Source organism: Citrobacter sp. Cpo148 (assembly GCF_030332375.1).
Classification (GTDB): domain Bacteria; phylum Pseudomonadota; class Gammaproteobacteria; order Enterobacterales; family Enterobacteriaceae; genus Citrobacter; species Citrobacter portucalensis.
Genome location: NZ_JAOWHY010000050.1, coordinates 45520 through 69980, shown reverse-complemented (window position 1 = coordinate 69980; position 24461 = coordinate 45520). Strand labels below are relative to the sequence as shown.

Genomic DNA, 24461 nt, shown 5'->3' with positions numbered 1-24461 from the left:
TTTCCGTAAGGCCGGGAGAGCCAGCATGGATGCTGGCTCAGGGCGCGCTTTGCAGGGACGCTTCCTCGCGCCCGGCCCGGAAGCCTGGAGGAATAAGCGGAGGGTATTGCGTAGCAACAATTTTCCCGCCGGGAGCCGGGATTGTAAAGGGCGTGGCGGAAAACGCCCTTTACACGTTCACGGGAATCCGTGTTTCAGAGAAACAATGAGCATGAGGTGAACGGAACTCTATCTCCGGGATAGCATGTTCTTTACCTCCGCCAGTTTACTGAAACTGAGGCGCTAACTGACTGGCATTAAGGCGAAATGCCTCCCTTTTTGTTTGCGGGATAGGCCGTAAAATAACGGACTTAAATTGCTTTTAATTGATTAATTATAAAAGGATTTCTTTGAATTAATAAAAGCAGTTTTCTGGGTGCTCCTGTGGGCTGGCGTCGTTTCGTTTCCCAGCTTTTAACCAGGTCATAACTCACGCCAACGGCGATGGCAAAATCCTGTTGGCGTAACCCTGTTGCTTCGCGGATGGCTTTAACATCAATTTCGCTAAAGGTATGTACATGTTCAGGCTTAGGTGTTTCTTCACCCTTCTCTATACGCACCATTTCTTCTGCACTGGCCAGCAAATCGGCAAATAATTCGTCTTTCATTTTGGCCTCACCACACCGGATAGCGGTGTCCTGATGATTAAAATTCCCATGATTAAATCAGCATATTGGATAAGTGCATTAAAACTCTTTTTTGCTCTTCGGTTAAATCATCCTGTTCATTTTTAGGATAGAGCAAAGCGAGATAGATTCGACCTTTGCGCGTCACGTTGTAATAGATAACCCTAATACCGCTGCGTTTGCCCATACCAGAGCGGCTCCAGCGAATTTTTCTGAATCCACCTGTACCAGCGATAGTATCTCCAGCCTCAGGGTTCTCTATAAGCGTCTCTTGAAAGGCGCGAAACTCATCGTCAGGCAAAAGTAACGGACGGCGTTTACTAAATCCTTGTAGCTCAATAAATGTGAACATAGCGCGTCCTGCGCATGGGGTTGATAGTACAGATTATAGGTGTACGGAGTACATTTTAAAAGATAGACACAATAAAAAACCCCTTATCCTCTCGGATAAGGGGCTATATAACGAATCAAAAATTACAGCTTCGGTCCGGCGCTAACCAGCGCTTCACCCGCAGGGGTATCGGTATATTTCTCGAAGTTCTCGATAAACAGTTTCGCCAGTGCATTGGCTTTTTCCTGCCACTGCTCCGGAGATGCGTAGGTATTACGCGGATCGAGAATGCGGGTGTCCACGCCCGGCAGCTCGGTCGGGATAGCCAGGTCAAACATCGGCAGACGGAACGTTTCCGCGTCATCCAGCGAACCGTTCAGGATGGCGTCGATAATCGCACGGGTATCTTTGATAGAGATACGCTTGCCGGTACCGTTCCAGCCTGTGTTAACCAGATACGCCTGTGCACCTGCCGCCTGCATACGTTTCACCAGCACTTCTGCGTACTGCGTTGGGTGCAGAGTCAGGAATGCTGCGCCGAAGCAGGCAGAGAAGGTTGGGGTCGGTTCGGTGACGCCGCGTTCGGTACCGGCCAGTTTGGCGGTGAAGCCAGACAGGAAGTGGTACTGCGTTTGGTCTGCCGTCAGGCGAGAAACCGGCGGCAGCACGCCAAATGCGTCGGCGGTCAGGAAGATCACTTTGGTAGCATGACCCGCTTTTGACACCGGCTTAACGATATTATCGATGTGATAAATCGGGTAGGAAACGCGGGTGTTCTCAGTTTTTGAACCATCATCGAAATCGATGGAACCATCTTCGCGCACGGTGACGTTTTCCAGCAGCGCGTCACGACGGATCGCGTTGTAGATTTCCGGCTCGGCATCTTTAGACAATTTGATGGTCTTCGCGTAGCAACCGCCTTCGAAGTTAAACACGCCGTCGTCATCCCAGCCGTGTTCGTCATCGCCAATCAGGCGACGTTTCGGGTCGGTGGACAGCGTGGTTTTACCGGTGCCGGACAGGCCAAAGAAGACTGCCACATCGCCTTTTTCCCCAACGTTTGCTGAGCAGTGCATGGAGGCAATGCCTTTCAGCGGCAGCAGGTAGTTCATTACGGAGAACATACCTTTCTTCATTTCGCCGCCGTACCAGGTACCACCAATCAACTGGATACGCTCAGTCAGGTTGAAAGCCACGAAGTTTTCTGAGTTCAGACCCTGCTCTTTCCACTGTGGGTTGGTGCATTTAGCGCCGTTCATCACGATGAAATCAGGTTTGAAATCAACCAGCTCTTCGTCGCTTGGGCGGATGAACATGTTTTTGACAAAATGCGCCTGCCAGGCAACTTCGGTAATGAAGCGCACGGAAAGACGGGTATCGGCGTTAGCGCCGCAGAAAGCATCAATGATAAACAGGCGCTTGCCGGAAAGTTGCTGGGTGACTAATCCTTTCAGATGCTGCCAGGTTTCCGGGGAGAGCGGTTTGTTGTCGTTCTTACCTTTACCTTTGTCGGACCACCACAGCGTGTCGCGCGTGGTGTCGTCACGGACAATGTACTTATCCTTTGGCGAACGTCCGGTAAAGATACCGGTATCAACGGCAACGGCGCCCAGATTCGTTAACACGCCACGTTCATAACCTTCCAGGTTTGGATCAAGTTCTTCCTGGAAAAGCGTGTCGTAGTCTGGATTGTAAACGATATCCTGAACGTCATTGATACCATAAGCCTTGAGATCTTGCGGGGTTAAACTGTTGTTCACACGCATTTCACTGCTCCTTAGCCAATATGTATTACCTGGAATAGTAAGGTTTTTTAGGGATTGTTAACCGCGACAAGGCTCATAGATTTACGCATCCGGGAAAATCACGGGCGACCGAATGCGCTGCGACTCCTGTCACAAAGAGGCAGATATTATGGCAGGAAACCCTTTTTTGTTGTGGAAAATGTTCTTAAAACGTTAATGGAGAGTGTTTTTGGCGGGAATCTTGTGAGTGTAATCGCATTCACGTAAGAAATGAATGTGGGTTATACATAAACAATATCGATTCACTTCCCGTCGTCGTGGTCTGAAATAGCTCTATCAATGCTCAAAATTGTGAAGTTGATGCGATAATTAGCTTTTCCCTTCATTCTGGATACTGACATGGATAGTGCTGAAATTTCACGTACGACGCGTTGGGGCATGATATTCATCGGCCTGTTGCAGGGGACATTATGCTATCTGCTGATGACATATCTGGCGCCCCATAATGACGGCTGGCTGTTCTATGGCATGCCTGCGACGATTGCGATCACCTCGGCACTTTTGCTTACTGTTGTTTCTTTCAAACAACGCGCGCTGTGGTACTGGATGGCGCTGATCTTTGTTGTGGTGCTGGCGATGAGCGTCTGGCTAAAGTGGCAAGTCGAGGACAGTGATAAGTGGCGGCAACATGAAGTTTTTATGTTCTACGGTTGGCGCTTACTGCTGATGGCGATGCTCGCTTTGCCCTGGATTCAGTACTCGCTTCATGTCTCTCGTGAGCAGGCGCGTTACCCGCATTTTTATCGGCAATTGTGGCTTAATGCGTTGACGTTGCTGATTGTCTTTGTCGCCAACGGTTTGTTCTGGCTGGTGCTCCTGCTATGGAGCGAGATGTTTAAGCTGGTCGGTATTCCCTTCTTCAGCACGCTCTTCTTTGATACCGACTGGTTTGGCTATGTGGCCTTTGGTCTGATTACCGCACTGGCAGTGGTACTGGCCCGAACACAGTCGCGTCTGGTCACGGCGGTACAAAAATTACTGACGTTTATCGCCACCGGTCTGTTACCTCTGGTCGCGCTGTTGGCGCTGATGTTCATACTGACCTTACCCTTCACCGGGCTGGAGGCTATTTCGCAACGCGTGTCTGCGGCCGGGTTGATGTCAACGCTGACGCTGCTCCTGTTGCTGTTGATGGCTATCGTGCGTGAACCGCAAAAAGAGGCGTTACCCTATCCTGGCGCGTTACGCTACCTGATCAAATGCTCTCTGATTGTCGCGCCCATCTATATGCTGATTGCCGGTTGGTCACTGTGGGTCCGAATACAGCAGTACGGTTGGACGCCTGAGCGTTTGTATGGCGTGCTGGTGGTCATGGTGCTGCTGGTATGGTCGTTTGGCTATCTGGCCAGCATTTTGCGCCGCGGGCGCAATCCGCTTGAGCTTCAGGGGCCGGTCATTCTTGGCGTTTCGTTGCTGGCGTTGGGGCTGTTGGTTCTGCTGTCATCGCCGGTTATTGATGCCTGGCGCATCAGCGTTAACAGCCATATGGGGCTGTATCACAGCGGGAAAATTAAACCGGATCAAGTCAGCCTGTATATGTTGGATCACAGCGGAAAACCGGGGCGCGCAGCGTTGGAAGCATTACAAAAAGATGTGGCGTTTAATCAAGACAGTAAACGCAGACGCGACTTGAATTCTCTGCTGCAAGGGCGCCGGGATCCGGTTAAAGAGCTAACCGCAACACAGTTAGTATCGAAGGTTGTGATGGCTCCGGGGAGCCAGAAGCCAGACGATGCGTTCTGGGCGTTTGTCAAAACACAGGGGTATCGCATCACCTCTTGTGCTGAGCAGAATGCGTGCGTACTGGTGAGTCAGGACCTCAATGCGGATGGTCATCCTGAGCAGGTGTTATATGCCTTTGGCGATGGGGAGAGTCTGGTCTTCGGCATGCAAAAAAACAAATGGGATTTGTTAGCTGTTGCCAGGCTACCTGAAGGATTCACTAAGGATAAATTGCTGCAGGCGGTGGCGAATCAGCAACTGGGCTCAGCCCCCAGAATCTGGCGGGATATCACTATTGATGGCAAAAGACTGCCGATGACTTATTACACCGAGTGAGTGTGTTGCCGGCATCGTTTTTGCCGGATGGCAGCGCGAACGTCTTATCAGGCCTACGACAGATTTTCCGTAGGCCTGATAAGCGCCGTGCCATCAGGCAAGACAGTGATTAATGCACCTGGGGATCGGCAGGGGAGGCATTGCTGCGGATCTCAGCAATATCCATGGCGTTAAACAGATAGTGGCTACCGCAGTAATCGCAGTGCATATCGATCTCGCCTTCTTCCGCCAGAATGCTATCCACTTCTTCGTCCGGCAACGTTTTCAGTGCGCCCGCGCAGCGTTCGCGTGAACAGGTGCATTTGAACTCAACGTCCTGCGGATCGTAGAGAGTAACCTCTTCTTCGTGGTACAGGCGCCACAGCACTTCGTTGGCCGGCAGCGTCAGCAGCTCTTCGGCTTTGATGGTTTCGGTCAGGGCTGTCAGGTGATCGAAATCATCTGCCTGCGCGTTTTGCGCCGGCATTACCTGCAGCAGCATTCCGCCAGCAGCGGGTTTGCCATCAACGTCGCCAGTGCGGATGAACAGGCGTGTCGGCAGCTGTTCAGAACGCATGAAGTAATCTTCCAGACACGCTGCCAGCGTGTCACCTTCCAGACCGACCACGCCTTGATAACGCTCGCCTTCTTCCGGGGTAATGGTGATCACCAGGTAACCGTTGCCCACCAGCGTTTTCAGATCGGCATCTTCAGGAATATCACCCTGCATGCGGGCCACACCGCGCATCTGCTGATTGTTGTTGCCGTTGATGACGGCCAGGCTCAGCGGACCATCACCCTGCAACTGCACAGTGATATCACCGGCAAATTTCAGCGTGGCGGTGAGCAGGCTGGTGGCAACCAGCAGCTCAGCCAGTACGTTTTTGACCGGTTGCGGGTAAGTATGATTTTCGAGGATCTGTTGCAGGGTTTCCGATACGGTCACCAGCTCGCCGCGCACGGCAAAGTTTTCAAACAGATAACGATGTAATTGGTCATGTTGCGGCATAATCATCTCTCTTGCAGGTGACAGTCACTCGCTGTCGCCGTGTTTAAATCGTAACAGGTCGCGGCGCTCTTTCTTGTCCGGTCGTCTGTCCGGGTGCGGCATGGTTAACGCGTTAAGTTTACGCGCCAGCGCCATTTTTTCGCGTTTTTCCACGCTTTCCGCGGTTTCTTCATACAGCGTAACGGCTTCCGTTGCCGGGCGACGCTGCTCGGTAATGGCCTTGATAATGACTGTTCGTTCGTCATTTCCCTGGCGAAGGGTGAGGGTGGCGTTCAGCTCGACAATCTTGCTTGGCTTACTGCGCTGGCCGTTGTAGTGCACCTTACCGCCTTCAACCATTTCGCGGGCTAGCGCACGCGTTTTGTAAAAGCGTGCAGCCCACAGCCATTTATCCAGCCTGACTTCAGCAGAGGGCTTTTCTTTCATGGCGTCTCCTTCACATCAGTGAGGGGATCAGTCGGCGGTAGTCATTCAGTGACGGATGGCGTGCGTACTGTTTTTCGGCGATGCCGGAGTCGGGATTGGTCACGCCGAGGCAGTAACGAATACCGTACAGAGCAGCGGCGTCGAGAATGGGTTCGCTGTCGTCAATAAACAGCGTCTTCTCTGCACTCATTCCCGTTTCTTCAGCCACAGCGTGCCATAACCGCTGATCCTCTTTGGGATAACCAAATGTGTGGGTGGAAAGTAATAAATCAAGGTGTGAGGCCAGACCGGTATGCTCAAGCTTCACCGCCAGATTATGCGGATGCGCGTTGGTGAGCAAAATGCGGCGCTTGCCGCTGGCTTTTAAGGCATCAAGAAACGGTACGGTATCTTCGCGCAAAACGGCGCGCGGTCCCTGTTCCGTGGTCATGGCGCAAATATCCAGATCCAGGCACTCGCTCCAGTAATCAAGGCAATACCAGTTTAGCGTATGCTGCACGGCATGATACTGCTGACGAATATAGTCCTGAGCTTCCTGAGGAGAGATACCCTGCTTCGCGCCATAGGTTTCCGGCACCAGTTTTTGCCAGAAATAGTTATCGAATGCCAGGTCGAGCAGCGTGCCGTCCATATCTAACAACACGGTGTCGACATCCTGCCAGGCAATATTGATATGCATGGAAACTCCCCAGAAGAAAACATGATGCGCGACAGGGTAGCATATCCTGTCGCGCGAGCGTGTTATCGAATCAGGCTTTCCGGGTTGTCAATCAGTGTTGGATTGAGGCAACTCTCATAGTAGCTCTGAATTTCCGCGATGCGGGTGCGGTGACGCTGGTAGCGTCTGAATGCCTGTATGCTGTTGTAGATAGCGCATCCGAGCATGGAGAACATCAGCAGCGTCGTGCCAAGGTAGCGCCATAAACCTGAGCGGTCCGGGATACGGTGCAGTCCAATGTGCTGGGTGCCATTGGCGTCAGTCGAAATATTGGTGACGATCCCCTCCGCGCGAAACGGCGTCTGCATTAGCATCTGTGCCAGGCGCTGGAAGGCGTTCCACTGTTCCTGGGGAGGATAGTCATATAGCGAGGTCGTCGGCCACGGCTGATCGACCAGATCGCTGCCTTCATCACTGATAATCAGGAAACCGCCAGGGGCAGGGCTATTCAGCGCCTGGGCTGCTCGCGCAGTCTCGCGTGAAATAAACGGTGCCGTAGAGGTATTTACCAGATTATCCAGTGACTCTGCGCTTACCGGACGCAGCAGCACGTTCACGCCATCCAGTTTGCCTGCGTTTGCCCGTTTCACCAGCGCTGCCCAGTCTTTACTGTTACCGAGGTTAACCAGCGCATTTTTTAAGCGCACACATTCATCTTTGGCTGCACACAGATCGGCCGTTTTCAGGACAATCTCACCAAAATCGTCCAGTAATACCATGCCGGACTTTTGGATTGCTGAGCGTAGCGATGCGCTGACGCGAGAGTCATCGTCAGGTTTGGGATGCAGCTGACGGCTCACGGCCTGTGTGAGCGCGGTAGCCTTGTTCACCAGGTCAGACTCAGGCAGCGGCAATGCGCGCGCGTCATTCCAGATAATTTGCGAGCAATCGAAAGGCATAAACGGCGTGGCAGGCTGCGCATTCCAGCTTCCTTGGGTATGAATGTTACACATACCCGTACCACTCAGGTGCAGCGTGTCACCCACGCGAACGCCCGCGTTTTCGAGCTGTTTAACGCTGGTGGCTTCGATAGTTTGAGCGCCCTTCATCCAGGAGAGCGTGACCTTTATCGGCATATCCAGCGGGATCCAAAACAGCAGCATCAGCAGTACCAGTAACGAGCCGCCTGCGATGACGGCGTTGCGCAGCCAGTGCTGTAACGGGAAGTTTTTCACTTCATCGTGCAGAGATAAAAAACGCCCCTGGCGGGCAACGTGGCGATCGAGATAAATATCGATATCCGTTTGCTGGCCAAGGTCTTGGGCGATGTAAGGTTGCCAGTGAGGTGGGTAGATCAGATCAATAATACCCAGCGAGATATTATTAATTTGTTCCTGGTCGTTTTCGCCAAATAACCCCCAGCGACGTGGCGTACCGCGCAGACAATGAATTTCCCGCAGGGCGCTTTTAGACGGCGGGGCGAACAATCCCCACAGACCCGCAGCTAACAGCAATACCGCGCCACCAACTGCCCACGGAACAAACGTATTCGGGATAACCAAACAGAAAAAGAACAGCAGGAATGAGGCGGTTATCAGCAACGCCTCGCGCAATCCCGAAGGGCGGCTGAGCGCATATTCTTCATGGGTTTCCTGGCGAATATTCAGCAGTTCAATCTGCTCACTTTCTTCACCACGAATGGACGCCTGGGTAGAAGCGGTGTGCTGTAACGCATAACCTCGCGCTTCCTGCATATATTCCTGCAGCGTATGGCCGTTCAACGAGATAACCAGCGGTATCGTATTGGTGTGGATTATCTCAACGCTGTTTTCGTCGTTGATGTATTGTTCCCAGAAAGGGGGAAGATGTACCTCAACGGAATCAAGATAGTAGCGCCATTTGTTAGGATCGTCGGTGGTAATGCCGTAACGTGTAATCGAACGAGTAAGCACGATGACGCTATTACTTTGGGCATTCAACGTTAATGAGACCGGTGCAGCACTGGCTCCCGTGGGACCGGGTACTTGCTGAATTTGACTAAGGCTTTCGAGATAGTTTTCGACTGCGCTGCGTTCTTCAGGTGTGAGTTTACGTTTCGAGGCGTCTGAGAAGACGCTGCTCAAGGGTAAATTTTTCTGCCTGGATTTTGATTTGAGTAGCCATCCTGCAAGCAATGAGCAGGCCAGCAAAGCAGCTAAAAAAATCAGAATGGTGCTCATGCTTTCCCCATCTTACTTAGTCTGTCAGGCGTGGTCAGTCGCACCCTGTTCAATATTCGTGATTCTGTGGTTGGCTATCGGCAAGTGTGGAGTCGAACTTGAGCATCTTTAAGTACAGCCCAGTAAATGCGAATCATAGCAAAATCACCAAAAATGGAATATCAGCAAATTCCTGGAGTTATTTCAACCTATTGACTTTTAATTTGAAATAGGGATTAACTTTTAGTACGTTACATAAATGTAAATAAACGGCAATTCACATTGCCGAAACCGTGCGGTATATCGCACAATAACCCCAGATTTCACAGCAAAGATCCTCACAATGAGCAAATCATTACAGAAACCCACGATTTTGAAAGTGGAAACCATCGCCCAATCCCGGCTGTTTAAGGTCGAAAGCGTGGACCTTGAGTTCAGCAATGGCGTACGCCGCGTTTATGAACGTATGCGTCCATCCACGCGTGAAGCGGTAATGATTGTGCCGATTGTTGACGACCATCTGATCCTTATTCGCGAATACGCGGTCGGGACCGAGTCCTACGAACTGGGTTTTTCCAAGGGATTAATCGATCCTGGCGAAAGCGTGTTTGAGGCGGCGAATCGGGAGCTGAAAGAAGAGGTGGGGTTTGGCGCAAAAGATCTGACGTTTTTAAAGAAACTCAGCATGGCGCCATCTTATTTCTCCAGCAAGATGAACATCGTGGTGGCAGAGGACTTATATCCTGAATCGCTGGAGGGTGATGAACCCGAGCCATTACCGCAGGTGCGCTGGCCGCTGGCGCATTTGATGGACCTGCTGGAAGATCCTGATTTTCATGAAGCACGTAATGTCAGTGCGCTGTTCCTCGTCCGTGAATGGCTGAAAGGGCAGGGACGGCTTTAATTACGATTGCCAACTGATACCTTATCCAGCCTACAAAATTCCGGAAGATCAAATAATTGTACCGAAATTGTAGGCCGGATAAGCGAAGCGCCATCCGGCAATCGATCAGAACAGTTCGTGTGTCTCACCATTATCGATAATGGTTGTCCCCACCTCATGCACCGCCTGTTGCGTCGGCTGAGTGCCTTCAATGAAGTACTCTGCGCGGCTATTGCCACCGTTCGCCAGTTGTCCTGTGCTGCGATCGATATTGACCGTCACGATACCCGGCGGTGGCGTCAGCGGCTGTTCAGGCACACCTTCCAGCACGGATTTCATGTAAGCATCCCATGCAGGCTGCGCACTCTTCGCACCGCCTTCGTAGCCGGAGATTTGGTCTTTGATCGCGCCGGAAGCCGTTGTATGACCAAGGTTGCGGCGATGGTCATCAAAGCCGATCCATACCGACGTTACTACCCCTGGTCCGTAACCGGAGAACCACGCATCTTTAGAGCTGTTGGTAGTCCCGGTTTTCCCGCCGATATCATGACGCTGTAAATCGCGACCTGCTCGCCAACCGGTTCCCATCCAGCCTGGTTCACCAAAGATATTGGTGTTCAGCGCGCTTTTAATCAGGAAGGCCAGCGGCGTGTTGATCACGTGCGGAGCGTACTCTTGTGTTCCGCTTTGCGCGACCAGTGCCTGGTTCGCCTGCTCAAGCTGCGGCATAGGCACGGCGGCATTCTGCTGTTCCTGCGAGACGGCGACATCTTCTACGTTACTGTTTTCCAGCACGTTAGATTTCTGGGTATCGCCGTAAATCACCGGAATATCGCATTCCGGGCAGGCAATTTTCGGCTTCGCTTCGAAGATAACGCCGCCCATATCGCTTTCGATCTTACTGATGAAATACGGATCGACCAGGAAGCCGCCGTTAGACATCACCGCGTAACCACGCGCCACCTGCAACGGCGTGAACGAAGCCGAACCCAGCGCCAGTGACTCGGTATGCACAATGTTCTGTGCCGGGAAACCGAAACGTTGCAGATACTCTGCCGCGTAATCCACGCCCATGGCGCGCATGGCGCGTACCATCACCACGTTTTTCGACTGACCCAGCCCCTGACGTAAGCGGATAGGACCGGCGTACTGCGGCGGGGAGTTCTTCGGCTGCCAGTCGGAACCAGCACCGGCATCCCAGCGGGAGATCGGCACGTCGTTGAGCATGCTCGCCAGCGTCAGACCTTTATCCATTGCGGCAGTATACAGGAATGGCTTGATGTTGGAGCCCACCTGGCGTAACGCCTGGGTTGCACGGTTAAACTTGCTCTGGTTGAAGTCAAAACCACCAACCAGCGCCAGCACCGCGCCGTTTTGCGGATTGATGGAGACCAGGGCGGAGTTGACATCCGGCACTTGCGCCAGCCACCAGGCATCGCCCACCTGGCGTACCCAGATTTGCTGGCCAGTCTGTACTACGTCGGTCACTTTACGCGGCGTTGGGCCTTGTTGAGTATCCGAACGGTAAGGACGCGCCCAGCGCATACCATCCATCCGTAATGACACTGATGTACCATCCGCCAGCGCGGCAATGGCTTCCTGTGGATTGGCGCTGGTAACAACCGCCGGCAGCAGGGGGCCATAAGTCGGCAGCGCTTTCAGCGTATCGGTAATTTTCTTGCTGTCCCAACTGCTTTCGCCCACTTTCCACAGCACGTTCGACGGGCCGCGGTAGCCGTGGCGCATGTCGTAATCCATCACGTTGTTACGTACTGCCTGCTGAGCTGCCTGCTGTACTTTGCGCGTAATGGTGGTGGTGATGCGATACCCGTCTTCATAGGCTTTCTCGCCATAACGGTTATACATCTCCTGGCGCACCATTTCAGACAGATACGGTGCAGAGAAAGCGATTTCCGGCGCGTGGTAGTTAGCGTCAATGGCCTCGCCGCGCGCCTGATCGTACTGGGCCTGCGTGATGTAGTTTTCGCTCAACATACGCGACAGTACAACGTTACGTCGCGCGGTTGCACGGTCCATCGAATAGAGCGGGTTGAAGGTTGACGGCGCTTTTGGCAGACCGGCAATCACCGCAATTTCACTTAAGCTGAGTTGATCCACCGTCTTACCGAAATAGACCTGCGCGGCAGCACCCACGCCATAGGCGCGATACCCCAGATAGATCTTGTTCAGATACAGTTCGAGGATCTCATCTTTACTCAGCAGTTGTTCAATGCGGATCGCCAGAAACACTTCTTTGATCTTACGCATCAGCGTACGTTCCGGGCTCAGGAAGAAGTTTCTCGCCAACTGTTGGGTAATGGTACTCGCCCCTTGCGACGCGTGACCAGAGAACAATGCGACGCTGGCCGCACGGAAGATCCCCACCGGGTCTACCCCATGGTGCTCATAAAAGCGGCTGTCTTCTGTGGCGATAAAGGCTTTAACCATTACCGGCGGCATCTGATCCAGCGTGACCGGGATTCGACGTTTCTCGCCATATTGCGCGATTAGCTCGCCGTCAGCGCTGTAAACCTGCATCGGGATCTGTAAACGCACATCTTTGAGCGTCGCGACGTCAGGTAATTGCGGCTCGATATAGCGATAAAGGCCATAAATCGAGCCTGCTCCCAGCAGGATGCAACATACTGCAAGGATTAATAAATACTTTACGAACTTCACTGGAGATTTCCCATTTAGTGGCATTTGGGCAGTTTATAAACAAACGCGCGGTAGTATAAAGGCAAGCCAGACGCATTGATATACCCGTTAAAGCGACGGGTGATAAGGAGATCATCAGCAATGGCTTTCAATATCTGGAAAATTGGTCTGCATATTCAGCAACATGAAGCGCTGGCTGTCGCTATCGTTCGCGAAGCATCAGGTTGGTATCTGCAACGCTGGTGGCGTATACCGCTGACGCCTCAGGCTATCGTCGATGGCCACATTCGCGAGCCTGAACAGCTGGTCTCCGCGCTGCTGCCGTGGAGCCGGGAGCTTCCTCGCCGACACCATATTCATCTCTCTTTTCCCGCCAACAGGACGTTACAAAAAAAGTTTCCTCGTCCGACAATGACGTTACGCGAGCCAGAGCAAACCGCATGGTTGTCTGGTTCGATGGCGCGTGAACTGGATATGGCGCCGGATGCGCTGCATTTTGATTATAGCGAAGACACGTTGAGCCCGGCGTTTAACGTCACTGCTGCGCAAAGCAAAGAGATTTCAGCGCTTCTGACGCTTATCCAAACCCTGAAGGTGCAGGTTACGGCGATTACACCGGATGCCAGCGCGTTACAGCGATTTATTCCCTTCTTGCCAGAACATCAGCAGTGTCTGGTATGGCGTGATGACGCCCAGTGGTTATGGGCGACCCGTTCGGTATGGGGACGTAAATCAACGGGCGATATTGGCAGTATCGATGAGCTTGCCACGACATTATCTCTTCCCCCGACAGCCATTGCGCAATGCTCCCCTGGCGGCTTCGATCCTTTGAGCGCCGTGTCTGTACGCCAGCCGCCCATTCCAACGCAAAGCCATCACTTCGCCATTGCGCTGGGACTCGCTATGGGAGGCTCGTACCGATGATAGCGACCATTAATCTTCTGCCCTGGCGTCAGACTCGGCGTTACGCTTGCCTGCGCTTCTGGGGCATCTTATTTAGCGCTTCGCTACTGCTTAGTATTGGCGTGTTGTTGCGCAATTACAGCGTGTTGAGTGTAGAAAATCGGGCTGAATTGTTGCTGGCAGATGCCGAAAAGACGCGTGTCGAGGCCTTAATGGCGCTAAAGCCGCGTATGCAGCAGCGCCAGCAACGATGGCAACAGGTGCAGGCACGGAACAAACAGCGTGAGCAGACCCGAAGCTGGCAGTCGGTTTTGCAAGAGCTGGCGGAATTACTGCCTGAGCAGGCGTGGTTAACAAAAATGACCTGGCAACAGGACACGCTGGAACTGACGGGAAACACGCTGAACTTTGCCGCGCTGAAGACTCTGGAAACGCAATTACGCCAGCGGCCATTATTTCAGTTGAGCAGCTCCGGTGAAACGCAGCAGGATGCGCAGGGACGCTGGCAATTCCACTATCGACTGACACGGAGCGGTGCGCATGATAACGCTCTGTGATGTCTGGTTAGCGCAGTCGCCGCGCTTTCGACTCATCTGCTGGTGCGGCTGGATGTTGGGGCTACTCATACTGGTGACATTATGTCTTTATCCCGTAGCGCGGGAGCGGACGATGCAACGCGAGACGCTGGTCCAGCAACGGGCAGCTATTCAGATGCAATGGCGAGATGTCTATCTGTTAGCGGCATCACCAGCAGAGCCGGAAGAGAAACTGACCCTGTTCTCTCCACTACTGTTTCAGACTTCACTTACTCGTCTTATCCACTGGCAACCCTCTGCGCAAGGCGGAGAGATGGCGCTGATATCGGCCTGGGATGCTATCCCGCAGACGTTTGTCCAGTTGGCGGATCAGGGGATGAACGTCAGCCGATTTTCGCTTAGCGCAGAAGACACGGAGCTGCTGCTAACGCTACAGCTGGAGCGCCTGAATGACGGTTGAACGCTGGCTGTTGGCATGTATGAGCGTACTGATGCTCACCGGTATGCGTAATCCCTTCCTGCCGCCGGAGGACCGTTGCCAAATTGCTGAGCTGTCGACATGGCGTTTTCAGGGCATGGTGAGCCAGGGCACGAGACCCATCGGCATCGTTCAGGATAGCCAGAAAAAATGGCGGCGGGTTAAGCCAAATGACGTCCTGAAAAACGGTTGGACGATTACGCAGATAACGGCCCAGAACATAACCCTCGACACAGAAAAAAACTGCGAACCGCCGCGGTGGCAGTGGCAACGACAAGGAGCGGTAAATGAAGCGATGGATAGCGTGGATAGTAATAGCGCTGGCGGTCGGGATAACGAGCGCGCTGGCGACGAAACCGCAAAACGTGACGCTGGTGGTCGATGATGTGCCGGTTACTCAGGTATTGCAGGCGCTGGCTGAACAGGAACAGAAAAACCTGGTGGTTTCGCCAGATGTCAGCGGTGTGCTGTCGCTGCATTTGACGGATGTCCCCTGGAAGCAGGCATTGCAGACGGTGGTAAAAAGTGCCGGACTGGTATTACGCCAGGAGGGAAACATCCTGCATGTACATTCTGTTCAATGGCAGAGTGAGAATGCGGCCCGCCAGGACAATGAACAGGCGCGGATTCAGGCCAGTATGCCGCTGGAGCAGCGCAGCATTATTTTGCACTATGCCGATGCTGCCGAGCTGGCAAAAGCAGGAGAAAAGCTGCTCAGTGCCAAGGGAAGCATGACGGTGGATAAACGGACCAACCGCTTACTGCTGCGTGATAATAGCGTTGCGCTTAACACCCTGGAAAAGTGGGTATCGCAAATGGATTTGCCGGTGGCCCAGGTCGAACTGGCGGCGCATATCGTCACCATAAATGAAAAAAGTTTGCGCGAGCTGGGGGTGAAGTGGTCGCTGGCTGACGCACAACAATCGGGGGCGGTTGGGAATGTCACGATGCTCGCCAGCGACCTTTCTGTAGCCACCGCCACATCCCGTGTGGGATTTAATATTGGCCGCATTAACGGTCGTTTACTGGAACTGGAGTTGTCTGCGCTGGAGCAAAAACAGCAGTTGGATATCATCGCCAGCCCACGATTACTGGCATCTCACCTGCAACCTGCCAGTATTAAGCAGGGCAGTGAGATCCCTTATCAGGTCTCCAGCGGTGAAAGCGGTGCGACATCCGTCGAGTTCAAGGAAGCGGTACTGGGGATGGAGGTAACACCAACGGTGTTGCAGAAAGGGAGAATCAGGCTGAAACTGCATATCAGCCAGAATGTTCCCGGACAGGTTCTACAGCAGGCAGATGGCGAAGTGCTGGCTATCGACAAGCAGGAGATTGAAACTCAGGTCGAGGTAAAAAGCGGCGAGACGATTGCGCTTGGCGGGATTTTTTCACATAAGAATAAATCCGCAGCCGACAGCGTGCCGCTATTAGGCGACATTCCCTGGCTTGGCTCTCTTTTTCGCCATGATGGTAAAGAAGACGAACGGCGCGAATTAGTGGTCTTTATTACGCCCAGACTGGTTTCAACGGAATAACTTATGCATGAAAAGCCGTTGTTTTTGCACTGAACACGTTTCAGGGATTTGACGTGAGGGTGTATTTAGCATACAAGGAGTACCGATTTGAGCGTCGGTACTTTTCTTTACTTATGCGGCAGTGAATACGCTTTGCCTTTCCGGTGGTGTGCCATAGGCTTATTGGGTGTCATTTGACTGCGCGATACGTCGCCAGGTCTGATGTTTGCAGGGTAGCATGCCTGCCACGACCAGAAATGCGTTAGGTTTGGTGATTTATTCAGTTGCCAAACCCGCTTGAGTATTGAGATAATTTTCAGTCTGACTCTCGCAATATCTTATGAGGTTTCAGTTCATGTCCTGCTGCGCTGGGTGTCTGCGAAGCGGGTTTACCATTAACGAATAGTCTTAGTAGTACCGAAAAAATGGCAGAGAAACGCAATATCTTTCTGGTTGGGCCTATGGGTGCCGGAAAAAGCACTATTGGGCGCCAGTTAGCTCAACAACTCAATATGGAATTTTACGATTCTGATCAAGAGATTGAGAAACGAACCGGAGCTGATGTGGGCTGGGTCTTCGATGTAGAAGGTGAAGACGGCTTCCGTGATCGCGAAGAAAAAGTCATCAACGAGTTGACGGAAAAACAGGGTATTGTGCTGGCAACTGGCGGTGGCTCTGTAAAATCACGTGAAACACGTAACCGTCTTTCCGCGCGTGGCGTCGTGGTCTATCTTGAAACGACAATTGAAAAACAACTTGCACGTACTCAACGTGACAAGAAACGCCCGCTGCTGCAGGTAGAATCACCGCCTCGTGAAGTTCTGGAAGCGTTGGCTGACGAACGCAATCCTCTGTACGAAGAGATTGCTGACGTGACCATTCGCACCGACGATCAGAGCGCAAAAGTCGTAGCAAACCAGATTATTCATATGTTGGAAAGCAACTAATTCTGGCTGAATACACACTCGTCTGCGGGTACAAGTAACTAAGGTGGATGTCGCGTAATGGAGAGGATCACAGTCACTCTCGGGGAACGTAGTTACCCTATCACCATCGCGGCTGGTTTGTTCAATGAGCCAGCTTCATTCTTACCGCTGAAATCGGGCGATCAGGTTATGTTGGTGACCAACGAAACCCTGGCTCCCCTTTATCTCGATAAGGTTCGCGGCGTACTTGAACAGGCGGGTGTTAACGTTGATAGCGTTATCCTTCCCGATGGCGAGCAGTATAAAAGCCTGACGGTTCTGGATACGGTTTTCACCGCGTTACTGCAAAAACCGCACGGTCGTGATACCACGTTAGTTGCCCTTGGCGGCGGCGTGATTGGCGATCTGACCGGTTTTGCGGCAGCCAGCTATCAACGTGGTGTTCGTTTTATTCAAGTCCCGACAACTCTGTTGTCGCAGGTCGACTCCTCCGTTGGCGGCAAAACCGCCGTAAACCATCCCCTCGGTAAAAACATGATTGGCGCGTTTTACCAACCGGCCTCCGTGGTGGTGGATCTCGATTGTCTGAAAACGCTTCCTGCGCGTGAGCTGGCATCGGGGCTGGCGGAAGTGATCAAATACGGCATCATTCTTGACGGCGAATTTTTCAGCTGGCTGGAAGACAATCTGGATGCGTTACTGCGTCTGGATGGTCCGGCAATGGCGTACTGTATCCGTCGTTGTTGTGAGCTGAAAGCAGAAGTTGTCGCAGCAGACGAGCGTGAAATGGGCTTACGTGCTTTACTGAATCTGGGACACACGTTTGGCCATGCGATCGAAGCTGAAATGGGTTATGGCAATTGGTTACATGGTGAAGCAGTCGCAGCAGGTATGGTAATGGCTGCCCGTACGTCAGAACGTTTGGGTCAGTTCACCTCCGCTGATACGCAGCGAATCATTACGCTGTTACAGCGAGCTGGCTTACCGGTGAATGGGCCGCGTGAAATGTCCACCGAGGCTTATCTGCCGCACATGCTGCGAGATAAAAAAGTGTTAGCGGGAGAGATTCGTTTGGTGCTTCCGCGAGCGATAGGGAAGAGTGAAGTGCGCGGCGGAGTGTCGCACGAGGTGGTTCTTAACGCTATTGCTGATTGCCAGCAGGCGTAACAACAAGAAAGGTCAGGCTTACGTTGCGAAACGTAGGTCTTTTAGCTTCAGGTTATGTGCAAAGTCGTAAGCATTAACCTTTGAGTGGGGTGTTAAATGGATGAATTCAAACCAGAAGACGAGCTGAAACCCGATCCCAGCGATCGTCGTACTGGTCGTTCTCGTCAATCGTCTGAACGCGATAATGAGCCGCAAATCAATTTTGATGATGTTGATCTGGATGCTGACGATCGCCGTCCTGCACGTGCACGCAAAGAGCGTGAAGAAGAGCAGGACATTGAAGAAGAGTATGAATCTGATGACGATGCCGTGGATGAAGAGCGTGTAGAACGTCGTCCGCGCAAGCGTAAGAAAGCCGCCAGCAAACCTGCCTCCCGCCAATATATGATGATGGGTGTGGGTGTTCTGGTACTGCTGCTGCTGATTATCGGCATTGGTTCTGCGCTGAAAGCCCCCTCATCTTCTTCCAATGAGCAGGCAGCATCTGGTGAGAAGAGCATCGATCTTTCTGGCAGCAATGCAACGGATCAGGCGAGCGCAACGGCTCCTGCAACGGGCACTGAGCAGACCGCTGGCAATACTCAGCAGGATGTTTCCCTGCCACCGATTTCCTCTACCCCGACTCAAGGTCAGGCACCTGCGGCAACCGAAGGCCAGCAGCGTGTTGAAGTGCAAGGCGATTTGAACAATGCTCTGACACAACCGCAGGGTCAGGAGCAGGTTAACAACGCCGTGGTTAACTCTACGCTGCCGACCGAACCTGCGACCGTTGCGCCGATGCGTAATGGTAATGCTGCGCGCCAGACGGCGAAAACGGAAACGACTGAGCGTCCTGCTGCTACGCGCCAGGAACGTAAACAGGCCGTTATTGAGCCGAAGAGCAAACCGCAAACTACGGTGAAAGCGACGCCGACAGAGCCGAAACCTGTTGCTCAGGCAAAACCAACCGTAACTGCTACCGCGCCGACCACCACAACTAAAGCACCTGTGGTAACCGCTACGCCGAAAGCGACCGCTGAGCCGAAAGCAACTGCGACGCCAACGCAGACCGCAACGCCTGCGCCAACGGCGACAGCAACAACGACAACGCCTGTTGCTGGCGGAGCGAAAAGTGCAGGTAATGTTGGAGCGTTAAAATCTGCGCCGTCCAGCCATTACACGCTGCAGCTCAGCAGTTCTTCTAACTACGACAACCTGAACGGTTGGGCGAAGAAAGAAAACCTGAAGAACTACGTGGTGTACCAGACGACGCGTAACGGTCAACCGTGGTATGTTCTGGTGACAGGCGTGTATGCGTCTAAAGAAGATGCGAAGCGTGCAGTGTCTACGTTACCCGCTGATATTCAGGCGAAAAACCCGTGGGCAAAACCGCTGCATCAGGTTCAGGCCGATTTGAAGTAAGATAGGATATGTTCTGCAATGGTTTGATGTTTCGCCCAATTGCGGGACAAAGACTAAAGCGCAGGATGCTGTCGGAGCTTTCTCCACAGCCGGAGAAGGTGTAATTAGTTAGTCAGCATGAAAAAAAATCGCGCTTTTTTGAAATGGGCAGGGGGGAAATACCCCCTGCTTGATGATATCAAACGGCATTTACCTCAGGGTGAGTGCCTGATTGAACCTTTCGTGGGTGCCGGGTCGGTGTTTCTCAACACCGACTTTTCTCGTTATATTCTTGCCGATATCAACAGCGACCTTATCAGTCTCTATAACATCGTGAAGACGCGTACCGATGAGTATGTGCAGGCTTCGCGTGAGCTGTTTATGCCTGAAACCAATCAGGCTGAGGTGTACTATCGGTTCAGAGAAGAATTTAATGCCAGCGAGGATCCGTTCCGCAGAGCAGTGCTGTTCTTGTATCTGAACCGCTTTGGTTACAACGGATTGTGCCGTTATAACCTGCGCGGCGAGTTTAACGTCCCGTTTGGGCGTTATAAAAAACCTTACTTCCCGGAAGCTGAGTTGTACCATTTTGCTGAGAAAGCGCAGAATGCGGAGTTCCATTGCCTCTCCTATGAAGAGTGCATGAACCGTGCGGATAGCAACTCTGTGGTCTATTGTGACCCGCCTTATGCACCGCTTTCGGCGACGGCAAATTTCACTGCGTATCACACCAACAGCTTTAGCCCGAAAGAGCAGGCGCATTTGGCCGAGATGGCAGAAAAGCTGGTCAGTAAGCAGATCCCGGTGTTAATTTCGAACCACGATACGCCCGATACCCGTGAATGGTACCGAGCGGCGAAACATTTTCAGGTCAAAGTGCGGCGCAGCATAAGCAGCAATGGCGGCACGCGTAAAAAGGTGAACGAACTGCTGGCACTGTATAAACCAGGAGTCGTAACGCCTGCGAAGAAATAAATCTCAAGGAGAAGCGGATGAAACAGTATTTGATCGCCCCCTCAATTCTGTCGGCTGATTTTGCCCGCCTGGGTGAGGACACCGCGAGAGCGCTGACTGCCGGTGCCGATGTCGTGCACTTCGACGTCATGGACAATCACTACGTACCGAACCTGACCATCGGACCGATGGTACTGAAATCGCTGCGTAAATATGGCATCACCGCCCCGATTGATGTTCACCTGATGGTGAAACCGGTCGATCGTATTGTCCCGGACTTCGCCGCCGCTGGCGCCAGCATCATTACTTTTCATCCGGAAGCCTCCGAGCATGTCGATCGCACTTTACAGCTGATCAAAGAGCATGGCTGTAAAGCGGGCCTGGTGTTCAACCCGGCAACACCGCTGAGCTATCTGGACTACGTCATGGATAAGCTCGATGTGATCCTGCTGATGTCCGTTAACCCAGGCTTTGGCGGACAGTCCTTCATCCCACAAACGCTGGATAAGCTGCGCGAAGTGCGTCGTCGTATTGATGAATCTGGCTACGATATCCGCCTCGAAGTGGACGGTGGCGTCAAAGTGAATAACATTGGTGAAATTGCCGCGGCAGGCGCAGATATGTTTGTTGCAGGCTCCGCCATTTTCGACCAACCAGACTACAAAAAAGTCATTGATGAAATGCGCAATGAACTGGCGAAGGTAAGTCATGGATAAGTTTCAGGATATTCGGGGCGCTGCATTTGACCTCGACGGCACGCTGGTCGACAGCGCGCCGGGATTAGCCGCAGCGGTGGACATGGCGCTGTATGCGCTGGAACTGCCGGTTGCCGGAGAAGAACGCGTTATCACCTGGATTGGTAACGGTGCAGATGTACTGATGGAGCGCGCGCTGGCGTGGTCCCGTCAGGAGCGCGCAACATTACGTAAAACGATGGGTAAACCGCCCGTTGATGATGATATTCCCGCCGAGGAGCAGGTACGCATTTTGCGTAAGCTGTTCGACAGATACTACGGCGATGTCGCAGAAGAGGGGACATTCCTGTTCCCTGATGTTGCCGACACGCTGGGCGCGCTGCATGCGAAAGGATTGCCGCTGGGTCTGGTGACCAACAAACCGACCCCGTTTGTCGCGCCATTGCTCGAAGCATTAGATATCGCCAAGTACTTTAGCGTGGTCATCGGTGGTGACGACGTGCAGAATAAAAAACCGCATCCGGATCCGCTGCTGCTTGTGGCAAGTAAGCTTGGCATCAAGCCTGAGCAAATGCTCTTCGTAGGGGATTCACGCAATGATATTCAGGCGGCAAAAGCTGCTGGCTGTCCGTCCGTTGGCCTGACCTATGGCTACAACTACGGCGAGTCGATCGCGCTGAGCCAGCCCGACGTTATTTACGACCGTATTAATGAACTACTGCCCGCTCTCGGGCTTCCGCATAGCGAAAATCAGGAATCAAAAAATGACTAAGCCCATCGTTTTTAGTGGCGCACAGCCCTCAGGTGAATTGACCATTGGCAACTATATGGGTGCGCTGCGTCAGTGGGTGAGCATGCAGGATGACTACCATTGCATCTACTGCATCGTTGACCAACATGCCATCACCGTTCGTCAGGATGCTCAGCAGCTGCGTAAAGCAACGCTCGATACGCTGGCGCTGTATCTGGCATGCGGTATCGATCCTGAAAAAAGCACCATTTTCGTGCAGTCTCACGTACCGGAGCATGCACAGTTAGGTTGGGCGCTGAACTGCTACACCTACTTCGGCGAACTGAGCCGTATGACCCAGTTCAAAGACAAATCCGCGCGCTATGCGGAGAACATCAACGCCGGTCTGTTTGATTATCCGGTACTGATGGCGGCAGACATCCTGCTGTATCAGACCAACCAGGTACCGGTTGGCGAAGATCAGAAACAGCATCTGGAACTGAGCCGCGATATCGCCCAACGCTTTAACGCTCTGTATGGCGACATCTTCAAAGTGCCTGAGCCGTTCATTCCTAAATCCGGCGCGCGCGTGATGTCGCTGCTGGAGCCGACGAAGAAAATGTCCAAGTCGGATGACAACCGCAACAACGTGATCGGCCTGCTGGAAGATCCGAAATCTGTGGTTAAAAAAATCAAACGTGCGATGACCGACTCCGAAGAGCCGCCGGTTGTACGCTACGACGTGCAGAACAAAGCGGGTGTTTCCAACCTGCTGGATATTCTCTCCGCCGTCACCGGTAAGAGCATTCCGGAGCTGGAACAGCACTTCGAAGGCAAAATGTATGGTCATTTGAAAGGTGAAGTCGCAGAGGCCGTTTCCGGTATGCTGACCGAGCTTCAGGAACGCTATCACCGTTTCCGTAACGATGAAACTTTCCTGCAGAAAGTGATGAAAGAAGGTGCGGAAAAAGCCAGCGCCCGCGCATCTGTTACGCTGAAAGCCGTTTACGAAGCGATTGGTTTTGTCGCCAAGCCGTAATGCTCCCTGCGATACTGAAGAAACCGGGTTACGCCCGGTTTTTTTTCGCCTGCTCGTTTGTGAACCTCAAAAAATGTGAAGCGCCTCGCCGTTTGCATATTTCCTCATTGCGTTATATCTTCACTTTAATGAAGATATAAATATTCAATTTACTGAAAATATAAAATGCGTCGGACATTTATCAAGAAAGAGGGGGTTGTGCTGACAACCCTGGCCCGTTACCTGCTCGGTGAGAAGTGCGGTAACAGACTAAAAACTATCGATGAACTGGCAACCGAGTGTCACTCATCGGTAGGGTTAACCCAGGCCGCGTTGAAAACGCTGGAATCTTCCGGGGCAATCCGTATTGAGCGTCGCGGGCGTAACGGTAGCTATCTGGTGGAGATGGATAACCGTACGCTGCTAAAGCATGTAGATATTAATAACGTAGTTTGTGCGATGCCGCTGCCCTACACCCGTTTATATGAAGGGCTGGCGAGTGGGCTGAAGGCGCAGTTCGACGGGATCCCATTTTATTACGCACACATGCGTGGGGCTGATATTCGCGTGGAATGCCTGCTAAACGGCGTCTACGACATGGCGGTGGTTTCTCGTCTGGCGGCGGAAAGTTACCTTGCCCAGGACAGATTGCGTATCACGTTGGCGCTGGGGCCGCATACCTACGTTGGCGAGCACCAGCTGATTTGTCGCAAGGGCGAATCTGCAACAGTAAAACGTGTCGGTCTGGATAACCGTTCGGCGGATCAGAAAATCATGACCGAGGCCTGTTTTGGCGACCGTGACGTTGAATTGATCGATATGCCTTATCACGAGAGTTTGCAGCGCATCGCGAAAGGGGACGTGGACGCGGTTATCTGGAACGTGGTTGCGGAGGCCGAGCTGGCAGTTTTGGGATTAGAAGCCACGCCGCTTACCAACGATCCGCGGTTTCTTCAGGCCACGGAGGCCGTGGTACTGACCCGGGCAGAGGATTATCCGATGCAACAGCTACTGCGAGCCGTTGTTAATAAAGAGGCGCTGCTTGCCCACCAGCAACGTGTGGCGAACGGTGAACAGGAACCCAGTTATTAAGTGAAGGCGAACGACATGGAAAACAGGCTTAACCTGCTGTGCGAAGCAGGCGTTATCGACAAGGATATTTGCAGCGGCATGCTGCAAGTAGTCAGGCGGTTGGATGAAGAGTGGTGTTTGCCGATTCACAATGAGCAAGGAACCATGGCGATGACCCATATGGCGAGCGCGTTAATGCGTAGCCGCAAGGGCGAAGTGATTGAAGCACTGGATGGTGAGCTGTTAGAGGAGCTGACGCAATCTCATCTCTGGCCAACTATTTTGCTGGTACATCAGGCGTTGCTGAAAGAGTTCACGGTGACGCTGCACGCGAATGAAGAAGGCTACATGTTGGCGAACTTGTATGGATTGTGGATGGCTGCGAACGAAGGCGTCTAAAACCCATGGAGAATTAGCCT

The 24461-nt window shown here is 52.7% G+C and carries 24 protein-coding genes; 16 read left to right on the top strand and 8 right to left on the bottom strand.

Annotated elements, in window-relative coordinates:
- Positions 1–350 precede the first annotated feature (350 nt).
- From nadS to pckA, 3 genes are all read right to left on the bottom strand, one after another.
- Positions 351–647: a NadS family protein gene (gene nadS / locus OGY10_RS21690; protein WP_048236945.1), complete on the bottom strand. Its 297-nt coding sequence runs from the start codon at positions 645–647 to the stop codon at positions 351–353.
- 52 nt (positions 648–699) lie between these two features.
- Positions 700–1017 carry a type II toxin-antitoxin system RelE/ParE family toxin gene (locus tag OGY10_RS21685; RefSeq protein ID WP_047408175.1) on the bottom strand — a complete coding sequence of 106 codons (318 nt, stop codon included), beginning with the start codon at positions 1015–1017 and terminating at the stop codon, positions 700–702.
- Positions 1018–1139: 122 nt separating this feature from the next.
- The gene (pckA, locus tag OGY10_RS21680) at positions 1140–2762 is read right to left on the bottom strand and encodes a phosphoenolpyruvate carboxykinase (ATP) (RefSeq protein WP_125362809.1); all 1623 of its coding nucleotides are present in this window, start codon (positions 2760–2762) and stop codon (positions 1140–1142) included.
- A 378-nt stretch (positions 2763–3140) separates the two neighbouring features.
- Here pckA and OGY10_RS21675 point away from each other — a divergent pair, with 378 nt between their 5' ends.
- Positions 3141–4859 (top strand): DUF4153 domain-containing protein, encoded by a 1719-nt coding sequence (locus OGY10_RS21675; RefSeq protein WP_191226708.1) that lies wholly within the window; start codon positions 3141–3143, stop codon positions 4857–4859.
- Between the two features lie 109 nt (positions 4860–4968).
- On the opposite strand, the gene hslO is transcribed toward OGY10_RS21675, so the two are convergent.
- From hslO to igaA, 4 genes are all read right to left on the bottom strand, one after another.
- Positions 4969–5847, bottom strand: coding sequence for an Hsp33 family molecular chaperone HslO (gene hslO, locus OGY10_RS21670; RefSeq protein ID WP_003023531.1), 879 nt, complete (start codon positions 5845–5847; stop codon positions 4969–4971).
- A 24-nt stretch (positions 5848–5871) separates the two neighbouring features.
- The gene (hslR, locus tag OGY10_RS21665; protein ID WP_003837900.1) at positions 5872–6273 is read right to left on the bottom strand and encodes a ribosome-associated heat shock protein Hsp15; all 402 of its coding nucleotides are present in this window, start codon (positions 6271–6273) and stop codon (positions 5872–5874) included.
- Between the two features lie 10 nt (positions 6274–6283).
- Positions 6284–6952, bottom strand: a complete 669-nt coding sequence (gene yrfG, locus OGY10_RS21660; protein WP_003023533.1) for a GMP/IMP nucleotidase — start codon at positions 6950–6952, stop codon at positions 6284–6286.
- A 62-nt stretch (positions 6953–7014) separates the two neighbouring features.
- Positions 7015–9150, bottom strand: coding sequence for an intracellular growth attenuator protein IgaA (gene igaA / locus OGY10_RS21655; protein ID WP_032945218.1), 2136 nt, complete (start codon positions 9148–9150; stop codon positions 7015–7017).
- A 322-nt stretch (positions 9151–9472) separates the two neighbouring features.
- Here igaA and nudE point away from each other — a divergent pair, with 322 nt between their 5' ends.
- Positions 9473–10033 (top strand): ADP compounds hydrolase NudE, encoded by a 561-nt coding sequence (gene nudE, locus OGY10_RS21650; RefSeq protein WP_048236942.1) that lies wholly within the window; start codon positions 9473–9475, stop codon positions 10031–10033.
- A gap of 105 nt (positions 10034–10138) precedes the next feature.
- Here nudE and mrcA read toward each other — a convergent pair whose 3' ends face one another.
- Positions 10139–12691, bottom strand: coding sequence for a peptidoglycan glycosyltransferase/peptidoglycan DD-transpeptidase MrcA (gene mrcA / locus OGY10_RS21645; protein WP_162623412.1), 2553 nt, complete (start codon positions 12689–12691; stop codon positions 10139–10141).
- A gap of 120 nt (positions 12692–12811) precedes the next feature.
- Between mrcA and OGY10_RS21640 the strand changes: the two genes are divergently transcribed.
- From OGY10_RS21640 to OGY10_RS21575, 14 genes are all read left to right on the top strand, one after another.
- Positions 12812–13594 carry a type IV pilus biogenesis protein PilM gene (locus tag OGY10_RS21640; protein ID WP_100271832.1) on the top strand — a complete coding sequence of 261 codons (783 nt, stop codon included), beginning with the start codon at positions 12812–12814 and terminating at the stop codon, positions 13592–13594.
- Positions 13591–14130, top strand: coding sequence for a PilN domain-containing protein (locus OGY10_RS21635; protein WP_048236940.1), 540 nt, complete (start codon positions 13591–13593; stop codon positions 14128–14130). Before OGY10_RS21640 ends, OGY10_RS21635 begins: the two co-directional genes overlap by 4 nt.
- Positions 14114–14569, top strand: a complete 456-nt coding sequence (locus OGY10_RS21630) for a HofO family protein (RefSeq protein WP_032945211.1) — start codon at positions 14114–14116, stop codon at positions 14567–14569. Before OGY10_RS21635 ends, OGY10_RS21630 begins: the two co-directional genes overlap by 17 nt.
- Positions 14559–14972, top strand: coding sequence for a HofP DNA utilization family protein (locus OGY10_RS21625; RefSeq protein WP_137377649.1), 414 nt, complete (start codon positions 14559–14561; stop codon positions 14970–14972). Before OGY10_RS21630 ends, OGY10_RS21625 begins: the two co-directional genes overlap by 11 nt.
- Entirely contained in the window at positions 14875–16122 is a 1248-nt protein-coding gene (hofQ, locus tag OGY10_RS21620) for a DNA uptake porin HofQ (RefSeq protein ID WP_191226711.1), read from the top strand. The genes OGY10_RS21625 and hofQ overlap by 98 nt, the downstream gene beginning before the upstream one ends.
- 404 nt (positions 16123–16526) lie before the next feature.
- Positions 16527–17048, top strand: coding sequence for a shikimate kinase AroK (gene aroK, locus OGY10_RS21615; RefSeq protein ID WP_003023552.1), 522 nt, complete (start codon positions 16527–16529; stop codon positions 17046–17048).
- 57 nt (positions 17049–17105) lie between these two features.
- Positions 17106–18194 (top strand): 3-dehydroquinate synthase, encoded by a 1089-nt coding sequence (gene aroB / locus OGY10_RS21610; RefSeq protein ID WP_003827681.1) that lies wholly within the window; start codon positions 17106–17108, stop codon positions 18192–18194.
- A gap of 96 nt (positions 18195–18290) precedes the next feature.
- Complete coding sequence (gene damX, locus OGY10_RS21605; protein WP_071446675.1) at positions 18291–19595, top strand: cell division protein DamX; 1305 nt, start codon at positions 18291–18293, stop codon at positions 19593–19595.
- 117 nt (positions 19596–19712) lie between these two features.
- On the top strand, positions 19713–20549 hold the full coding sequence (gene dam / locus OGY10_RS21600; protein ID WP_003827684.1) for an adenine-specific DNA-methyltransferase: 837 nt from the start codon (positions 19713–19715) through the stop codon (positions 20547–20549).
- A 17-nt stretch (positions 20550–20566) separates the two neighbouring features.
- The gene (gene rpe / locus OGY10_RS21595) at positions 20567–21244 is read left to right on the top strand and encodes a ribulose-phosphate 3-epimerase (RefSeq protein WP_003023561.1); all 678 of its coding nucleotides are present in this window, start codon (positions 20567–20569) and stop codon (positions 21242–21244) included.
- Complete coding sequence (gph, locus tag OGY10_RS21590) at positions 21237–21995, top strand: phosphoglycolate phosphatase (RefSeq protein ID WP_003837920.1); 759 nt, start codon at positions 21237–21239, stop codon at positions 21993–21995. The genes rpe and gph overlap by 8 nt, the downstream gene beginning before the upstream one ends.
- Positions 21988–22992 carry a tryptophan--tRNA ligase gene (trpS, locus tag OGY10_RS21585; protein ID WP_191226712.1) on the top strand — a complete coding sequence of 335 codons (1005 nt, stop codon included), beginning with the start codon at positions 21988–21990 and terminating at the stop codon, positions 22990–22992. The genes gph and trpS overlap by 8 nt, the downstream gene beginning before the upstream one ends.
- A gap of 165 nt (positions 22993–23157) precedes the next feature.
- Positions 23158–24063: a GntR family transcriptional regulator YhfZ gene (yhfZ, locus tag OGY10_RS21580; RefSeq protein WP_111464652.1), complete on the top strand. Its 906-nt coding sequence runs from the start codon at positions 23158–23160 to the stop codon at positions 24061–24063.
- Positions 24064–24078: 15 nt separating this feature from the next.
- A complete protein-coding gene (locus OGY10_RS21575) occupies positions 24079–24441 on the top strand; it encodes a hypothetical protein (protein ID WP_020996077.1) in 363 nt (120 codons plus the stop codon).
- Positions 24442–24461: the final 20 nt, after the last annotated feature.

What these genes read in the sequence shown, in the direction of transcription:
- nadS (WP_048236945.1), bottom strand. Translation starts at nt 647, where the DNA reads ATGAAAGACGAATTATTTGCCGATTTGCTGGCCAGTGCAGAAGAAATG.
- OGY10_RS21685 (WP_047408175.1), bottom strand. Translation starts at nt 1,017, where the DNA reads ATGTTCACATTTATTGAGCTACAAGGATTTAGTAAACGCCGTCCGTTA.
- pckA (WP_125362809.1), bottom strand. Translation starts at nt 2,762, where the DNA reads ATGCGTGTGAACAACAGTTTAACCCCGCAAGATCTCAAGGCTTATGGT.
- OGY10_RS21675 (WP_191226708.1), top strand. Translation starts at nt 3,141, where the DNA reads ATGGATAGTGCTGAAATTTCACGTACGACGCGTTGGGGCATGATATTC.
- hslO (WP_003023531.1), bottom strand. Translation starts at nt 5,847, where the DNA reads ATGCCGCAACATGACCAATTACATCGTTATCTGTTTGAAAACTTTGCC.
- hslR (WP_003837900.1), bottom strand. Translation starts at nt 6,273, where the DNA reads ATGAAAGAAAAGCCCTCTGCTGAAGTCAGGCTGGATAAATGGCTGTGG.
- yrfG (WP_003023533.1), bottom strand. Translation starts at nt 6,952, where the DNA reads ATGCATATCAATATTGCCTGGCAGGATGTCGACACCGTGTTGTTAGAT.
- igaA (WP_032945218.1), bottom strand. Translation starts at nt 9,150, where the DNA reads ATGAGCACCATTCTGATTTTTTTAGCTGCTTTGCTGGCCTGCTCATTG.
- nudE (WP_048236942.1), top strand. Translation starts at nt 9,473, where the DNA reads ATGAGCAAATCATTACAGAAACCCACGATTTTGAAAGTGGAAACCATC.
- OGY10_RS21640 (WP_100271832.1), top strand. Translation starts at nt 12,812, where the DNA reads ATGGCTTTCAATATCTGGAAAATTGGTCTGCATATTCAGCAACATGAA.
- OGY10_RS21635 (WP_048236940.1), top strand. Translation starts at nt 13,591, where the DNA reads ATGATAGCGACCATTAATCTTCTGCCCTGGCGTCAGACTCGGCGTTAC.
- OGY10_RS21630 (WP_032945211.1), top strand. Translation starts at nt 14,114, where the DNA reads ATGATAACGCTCTGTGATGTCTGGTTAGCGCAGTCGCCGCGCTTTCGA.
- OGY10_RS21625 (WP_137377649.1), top strand. Translation starts at nt 14,559, where the DNA reads ATGACGGTTGAACGCTGGCTGTTGGCATGTATGAGCGTACTGATGCTC.
- hofQ (WP_191226711.1), top strand. Translation starts at nt 14,875, where the DNA reads ATGAAGCGATGGATAGCGTGGATAGTAATAGCGCTGGCGGTCGGGATA.
- aroK (WP_003023552.1), top strand. Translation starts at nt 16,527, where the DNA reads ATGGCAGAGAAACGCAATATCTTTCTGGTTGGGCCTATGGGTGCCGGA.
- aroB (WP_003827681.1), top strand. Translation starts at nt 17,106, where the DNA reads ATGGAGAGGATCACAGTCACTCTCGGGGAACGTAGTTACCCTATCACC.
- damX (WP_071446675.1), top strand. Translation starts at nt 18,291, where the DNA reads ATGGATGAATTCAAACCAGAAGACGAGCTGAAACCCGATCCCAGCGAT.
- dam (WP_003827684.1), top strand. Translation starts at nt 19,713, where the DNA reads ATGAAAAAAAATCGCGCTTTTTTGAAATGGGCAGGGGGGAAATACCCC.
- rpe (WP_003023561.1), top strand. Translation starts at nt 20,567, where the DNA reads ATGAAACAGTATTTGATCGCCCCCTCAATTCTGTCGGCTGATTTTGCC.
- gph (WP_003837920.1), top strand. Translation starts at nt 21,237, where the DNA reads ATGGATAAGTTTCAGGATATTCGGGGCGCTGCATTTGACCTCGACGGC.
- trpS (WP_191226712.1), top strand. Translation starts at nt 21,988, where the DNA reads ATGACTAAGCCCATCGTTTTTAGTGGCGCACAGCCCTCAGGTGAATTG.
- yhfZ (WP_111464652.1), top strand. Translation starts at nt 23,158, where the DNA reads ATGCGTCGGACATTTATCAAGAAAGAGGGGGTTGTGCTGACAACCCTG.
- OGY10_RS21575 (WP_020996077.1), top strand. Translation starts at nt 24,079, where the DNA reads ATGGAAAACAGGCTTAACCTGCTGTGCGAAGCAGGCGTTATCGACAAG.